General features: G+C 68.7%; 6 protein-coding genes and 1 tRNA gene. All 7 read right to left on the bottom strand.

Translation table 11 applies throughout. The features are described from left to right. Window positions 1–6 precede the first annotated feature (6 nt). Window positions 7–663, bottom strand: coding sequence for a 50S ribosomal protein L25/general stress protein Ctc (locus OXN85_10960; protein ID MCY3600472.1), 657 nt, complete (start codon window positions 661–663; stop codon window positions 7–9). A gap of 12 nt (window positions 664–675) precedes the next feature. Beyond that, window positions 676–1,641 (bottom strand): ribose-phosphate pyrophosphokinase, encoded by a 966-nt coding sequence (locus OXN85_10965; protein MCY3600473.1) that lies wholly within the window; start codon window positions 1,639–1,641, stop codon window positions 676–678. Window positions 1,642–1,814: 173 nt separating this feature from the next. Beyond that, a complete protein-coding gene (locus OXN85_10970) occupies window positions 1,815–2,882 on the bottom strand; it encodes a mechanosensitive ion channel family protein (protein ID MCY3600474.1) in 1,068 nt (355 codons plus the stop codon). An 81-nt stretch (window positions 2,883–2,963) separates the two neighbouring features. Next, window positions 2,964–5,111, bottom strand: a complete 2,148-nt coding sequence (locus tag OXN85_10975) for a thioredoxin domain-containing protein (protein ID MCY3600475.1) — start codon at window positions 5,109–5,111, stop codon at window positions 2,964–2,966. Window positions 5,112–5,128: 17 nt separating this feature from the next. After that, window positions 5,129–5,199, bottom strand: a tRNA-Gln gene (locus OXN85_10980). A gap of 152 nt (window positions 5,200–5,351) precedes the next feature. After that, window positions 5,352–5,615 (bottom strand): hypothetical protein, encoded by a 264-nt coding sequence (locus tag OXN85_10985; GenBank protein MCY3600476.1) that lies wholly within the window; start codon window positions 5,613–5,615, stop codon window positions 5,352–5,354. A gap of 127 nt (window positions 5,616–5,742) precedes the next feature. Further along, the coding region (locus OXN85_10990) for a hypothetical protein (GenBank protein ID MCY3600477.1) at window positions 5,743–6,049 on the bottom strand (307 nt) is incomplete at its 5' end.

A 6,049-nucleotide genomic window follows, 5' to 3' on the forward strand; every position in this document is an offset into this window, starting at 1 on the left:
TTCGGCTCAGCCCTCCTCCGCCTCGTCCTCCGTGGCCTCGGCCGCAGCCTCGCCTTCGACCTCTTCCACTTCCTCGAGCTCTTCCTCCTCCTCGACCTCCTCAACGGCAGGCGGCACGACGGTGCAGATCGTCAACGCCTCGTCGTCGAGGACCTCGACCCCGCCCGTATCCACGTCCGAGACGTTCAGCGAATCGCCGATCTCGAGCTCCGACACGTCGATGGTGAACGCGGACGGAATCTCGTTCGGCAGACACTCGACTTCGATTTCGTGCCGGAGGTGCTGGAGTATCCCGCCCACCTCCACGCCGGCGGGAGTCTCGAGGAGGTGGAGCGGAACCGATACCCGGATCTTCACGTCCGCGCGGATCTCGAAGAAGTCCACGTGCAGAAGCTGAGGTCGATACGGGTGGCGCTGTATCTCGCGGATCAGCACCGGGCGCGGCTCGCCGCCGTCGACCTCGAGGTCGATCACCGTCGTGGCCGCGTGGATCCGGCTCAGCAGCCGCGAAAGCTCGTGCGTGTCCAGCGCCAGCGACTCGGCCTCGTCCCGGCGGCCGTACACGACGGCGGGCAACTGGCCGCTCCGGCGGAGCTGTCTCGCCGCGCCCTTGCCGGAGGCGGTCCTCGCCCGCGCCGTCAGTCTGGCGGATTCGTTCGTCATTCTATTCGCCTCTTACTTGAACAGTTTGCTTACGGAGGTGTTCTCGTGCGTGCTCTCGATGGCCTGCGCGAGGAGGCTCGCCACCGACAGCACCGTCAGCTTCGGCAGCGCTTCCTGCACGCCCGGAGCGAGCGGCACGGTGTCCGTGACCGTGATCTCCTTCACGTCGGCCGACGCGAGGCGCTCCACCGCCGGCCCCGAGATGAGCGGGTGCGTGGCGAGAACGTAGATGTCCAGGGCGCCGCGCTCCTTCAGCACCTGGATGGCCGACACCATGGTCCCGGCCGTGTCGATCATGTCGTCGGGCACGATGCAGTGCTTCCCCTCGACGTCGCCCACGATGTTCGAGACCTCGGCCTCGTTCGGCGCCGGACGCCGCTTGTCGATGATCGCGAGGTCCCCCCCGAGACGCCGGGCGTAGCCGCGCGCCATCTTCGCCGCGCTCACGTCCGTCGCGACGACGACGAGGTTGTCCAGCTTCTTCATCTCGTAGTAGCGCCGGAAGACGGGGGCCGCGTACAGGTGGTCCACCGGGATGTCGAAGAAGCCCTGGATCTGGTGCTGGTGGAAGTCGATCGAGAGGACGCGGTCGGCGCCGGCGGCCGTCATCAGGTTCGCCAGCAGCTTCGCCGCGATCGACACGCGCGGCTGATCCTTCCGGTCGGAGCGCCCGTACCCGTAGTAGGGCACGACCGCCGTGACCCTCGCCGCCGAGGCGCGCTTCGCCGCGTCGATCAGGATCAGGAGTTCGAGCACGTTCTCCGCCGGCGGGTTCGTGGGCTGGATGAGGAAGACGTCGCGCCCGCGCACGTTTTCGTCGATGCGCACGAAGATCTCGCCGTCGGCGAACCGCTTGATCGTAACGTCGCCGAGCCGCTCTCCGAGCACGTCGGCGATCCCCTGCGCGAGGGCGGGATTCGCCGTACCCGAAAGCAGCATGATCGGACTCGTATGGAACGAGAAGTCCGTGGTGTCCATGCGTGTCGACTGGCTCGCTGGTCTGGTTCCGGCGCTCGTCGCTCCGCGCCTGTGACGCGCGCGGGGGGCCGTGCCGGAATGGAAGAGAAACTGTGTGGGTCCCGAACCCATGCGCCGCGGGGCCGAACCCCGGGGCGACAGCCGCCCAGACTATCGATTCACGCGGGTTTTTGTCAACGAGCATCCGCCGTCGAGCGCCCCGGAATCGTGTAAACGACCTGTGTCGGGTACGCGAACTCGACACCGTGCCGGTCGAACCGTTCGTGGATCGCGAGCAGCATCGCCTGCTTCGCATCCATGAAACGGGCGTACTCGGGGACGGTCATGTAGAAGACGGTATCGAACTCGATCGCGGAGTCCGCGAAGCCCGACAGGTGGCAGCGGTCGAAGCGGGTCTCCTCCTGCGCCTCCACGATCTCCTCGATCCAGGCGGGGATCTGCGCCAGGAGGTCGCGCGGCGTGTCGTAGGTCACGCCGACCTTCAGCGCCCCGCGCCGGTCCGCCATGCGCCCGAGATTCCGGATCCGGGTGTTGATCACGTCGCTGTTTCCGAGGATGAGTTGCTCGCCCCCCAGGCTCCGCAGCCGGGTCGTCTTGAGGCCGATGTGCTCCACCGACCCCTGAAACTCGCCGATGACGAGGAAGTCGCCGATGACGAAGGGCTTGTCGAGGATGATGGAGAGCGATGCGAGCAGGTCCCCGAGGACGTTCTGCGCCGCGAGGGCGACGGCGATGCCGCCGATCCCGAGGCCCGCGAGCAGGGCCGCGACCTCGACGCCGAGGTTGTCGAGGATGAGGAGGAGGACGACGGACCACACGGCGAGCCGGCCCACGAAGGAGAGGGCGCCGACCATGGTCACGGCCTCCGCATCCTCGCCCGCCGTCGCATCCACGAACCGGCGCACCCAGAAGGCGATCGCGGCGCTGGCCCAGATGCCGCCCTGGACGACGATGGCGATGACCGCGGCGCGGCGAATCACGAGCGCCACGACGGGATCGAGTTCGAGCACGAGCGAGGCGGCGAAGAGCCCCACGAAGAGGATGAGGGCGAACTTCGTCTCGCCGAGCACGTCCGCGACGAGATCGTCGATCGAGGTCCGGGTCTGGCTCGCGAAGCGCGCGAACGCCCGCAGCGCGTAGCGTTCGAGCAGCCACAGCGCGAGGGTCGTGAGGGCGTAGATGCCGGCGGCGAGCAGCCAGGTTGAAAGCGTGTTTCCGTAGATCGTCTGGTCCAGGCCCATGCCTCGAACTCCAGTGTCGGTCGTGTAGAGTGTCGGTCGTGTGGAAGTGTCGGTCGTGTGGAGACGTCTGTCGTCGGGAGATCAGGCGAGCTGTTCCATCATCTCCCGGATGTCGGTCGTTGGACGCCGGCACGCGAAGCCGGTGCAAACGTATGCCGTCGCCTTCCCGTCCAGGAGGTCGTGCGGCGCGGTGAAGGGCGCGATCTCCGCGAGCCGGTCCGCCGCGGGCGCGCCGGGCGCTTCGGCCGCGTCGGTGCGGCGGCCTGCCGGCTTGAAGAGGACGGCCGTGCGGGGCGCGTAGCGGCCGGCGAGCGCGGCCAGCATGCGCCGCGTGCCGGGCTCGTCGGGATCCCCCGCCACGACGACTTCCTGCGCCGGGCCCAGGGCGAGATCGAGAGCGACGAGCGACATTGTGTGCGCGGAGGGGGCGCCGCCGACGGGGCCGGCGAGCGCCCCGCGCAGCGCCTCCGCCCGGTCCAGGAGTTCGACGTCGCCCGTGAGCCGGCCGAGCCGGAGGAGCACGTACCACGTCGTCGCGTTGGCCGAGGGCGTGGCCCCGTCGTACAGCTCCTTCTGCCGGACCGGCACGTCGCTCTGCGCCGCGTCCACGTTGAACACGCCGAGCCGCTCCGGGTCCCAGAAGCGCTCCAGGAGCGGATCGAGCAACTCGCGCGCCGCACGGAGCCAGCGCGGGTCGAACGTCGCCCCGTACAGCTCGATCAACCCCCAGATGAGGCAGGCGTGGTCCGCCGCGCCCGCGGGGATCGCCGCGTCCCCGTCCCGGTAGCGGTGGAGCAGCCCTCCCTCGCCGTCGCGCAACCGCCCGAGGATGAAGTCGGCCGCCCGCGCCGCCGTTTTGACGAGCGTCTCGTCGCCGAAGGCGAGGCCGCTCCGCGCCAGCGCCGCGATCATGAGCCCGTTCCAGTCGGTCAGGATCTTGTCGTCGAGCAGCGGGCGTTCCCGCAGCGCCCGCTTCTCGAACAGAACGCGGCGCGCCTCCTCCAGCCGTTCCTCGATGCCGTCGGCGTCCTCCCCCAGCGCCGCCGCGATTTCGGCGGGCGTTTCTTTGGCGTGCAGGATGTTCTCGCCGGTCCGGAGCCCCGACGCCTCGTCGGCGAAGTTGCCGCGCGCCTCGACCCGGAAGGCGCGTCGCGCGAGCGCGGCCGCGTCCTCCCCCAGAGCCTTCGCCAGCACCTCGTCGAACTCGTCCCGCGTCCACACGTAGAACGCCCCTTCGCGTCCCTCGCTGTCCGCGTCCTCCGCCGAATAGAAGCCGCCCTCCGCGTCCGTGAGGTCGCGCGCGACGTACTCGTAGATCTCCAGGGCCACACTCCGGTGCGCGTCGTCGCCCGTCACCTGCCACAACTCCGTGTACGCCATGGCGAGCAACGCCTGGTCGTACAGCATCTTCTCGAAGTGGGGGACGAGCCAGCGGGCATCCGTCGAGTAGCGGTGGAAGCCGTACCCGACGTGGTCGAAGACGCCTCCCCGCCGCATGGAGACGAGCGTCTTCTCCACCATCTCCACGCCACGCCGGTCGCCCGTGCGGTCGCTCCAGCGCAGGAGGAAGAGGAGTTGGTGCGGTGCCGGAAACTTCGGAGCCCGGGAGAACCCTCCCTGGTGGGGGTCGAAGCGGGCCCGCAGGTCGCTGAAGCCGCGGCGGAGCGTCTCCTCGTCGAGCGCGCCCTCGCCGGAACCCAGCCCGCGCACTTCGACCTCCCGGATGGCCGCCAGCGCCGAGGCCCCGGCCGCCTCCACATCCGCCCGCCGCTCCCGCCACAGAGACGCGAGCCGCGGCAGCAGGTCCAGCATCCCTGCCCGCCCCGCCACGCTCTCGCGCGGGAAGTAGGTCCCGGCGAAGAAGGGCTGCTTGTCCGGCGTCATCACGATCGTGAGCGGCCATCCCCCCTGCCCCGTCATGAGCTGGCACGCCGTCATGTAGACGCCGTCGATGTCCGGCCGTTCCTCGCGGTCCACCTTGATCGACACGAAGTCCCGGTTGAGGAGCGCGGCCACATCCTCATCCTCGAAGGACTCTCGCTCCATCACGTGGCACCAGTGGCAGGTCGCGTACCCGATGGAGAGGAAGATCGGACGGTCCTCGGCCCGGGCGCGCGCGAAGGCGTCCTCCCCCCACGGAACCCAGTCCACGGGATTGAAGGCGTGCTGGAGAAGGTAGGGACTCTTCTCCCGCGCGAGTCGGTTGGGGCGGGTGCCGGAATCAGACATGGGAATCAGGCATGGGATTGGCCCCCCAGGGGTCGAACCTGGATCATCGGCTCCAAAGGCCGGTGTCTTGCCATTAGACGAGGGGCCAGAGGGGCCGAAGATGGCGTCGCGCGGCTAACCGAGTCAAACCGCGCGCGGACGCCTCCGTGCTATGGGGGGCTGGCTTCCTGTCCGGAGAACAACGGGAGTCGAAAGCGGATCATGTTGCCTGCGACGCCAGAAACGATGGCCCTACCGGCGTCATCCGACCGGGGCATGAGATTCGAGCCATTCCCAGAGATCGACGTTGTGACGGCCGTGGTAGTACCGAGCTCTGACGATCAAGACGTGGAAGTGTTTGCCCAGACGCTTTTCGATCCGGTCGTAAACCGATTCCCCACCGTTGGCTTTGTCGACGAGAATCTGCGTGTCGCTCACTTCGTAGCGATCGTCGGGCCACTCCTCGCGGATGGATGCCAGAACCTCAGGGTCGGGCTCCTTCAGGCAAATCAGGTATGCGCTCATGGAATTAGTCTAGTCGTGTCTCAAGCTACGAGCAGCCCCACGGTGTCCCGCTCGGGGCAGCGAATACCCAAGACTACGACGAACGATCAACGAACCCTCAACGAGCTGCAACGATCCAAGCCTGGCCTCAGGTCGGCAGGGAGGCGTCCAGGATTCGGAGACCCTCGGCGCGTTCGAGGGCGGCGACCGTTCGGCGGGCTCGGGCGCGCTCGGCCTCGTCGCGGAAGATCGCGAAGAGCGTCGAGCCCGATCCCGTCATCGCGGCCAGCGCCGGATCGCACTCCCGCAGCCGCTCCAAGAGTTCCGACAGTTCCGGGTGCCGGGCGAGGACGGGCGCCTCGAGGTCGTTTCGGGACAGGCGCTCGAGCGAGTCCCACTCCGCCAGCCGCGTCGCGCCGGGCAGCACGGAGGCGGCGCCGGCGTCCTGGGCCGTT

The sequence above is a fragment of the Candidatus Palauibacter australiensis genome (genome assembly GCA_026705295.1).
Classification (GTDB): Bacteria; Gemmatimonadota; Gemmatimonadetes; order Palauibacterales; family Palauibacteraceae; genus Palauibacter; species Palauibacter australiensis.

Coding starts and splice junctions, on each gene's coding strand:
- OXN85_10960 (MCY3600472.1), bottom strand. CDS start 663: ATGACGAACGAATCCGCCAGACTGACGGCGCGGGCGAGGACCGCCTCC.
- OXN85_10965 (MCY3600473.1), bottom strand. CDS start 1,641: ATGGACACCACGGACTTCTCGTTCCATACGAGTCCGATCATGCTGCTT.
- OXN85_10970 (MCY3600474.1), bottom strand. CDS start 2,882: ATGGGCCTGGACCAGACGATCTACGGAAACACGCTTTCAACCTGGCTG.
- OXN85_10975 (MCY3600475.1), bottom strand. CDS start 5,111: ATGTCTGATTCCGGCACCCGCCCCAACCGACTCGCGCGGGAGAAGAGT.
- OXN85_10985 (MCY3600476.1), bottom strand. CDS start 5,615: ATGAGCGCATACCTGATTTGCCTGAAGGAGCCCGACCCTGAGGTTCTG.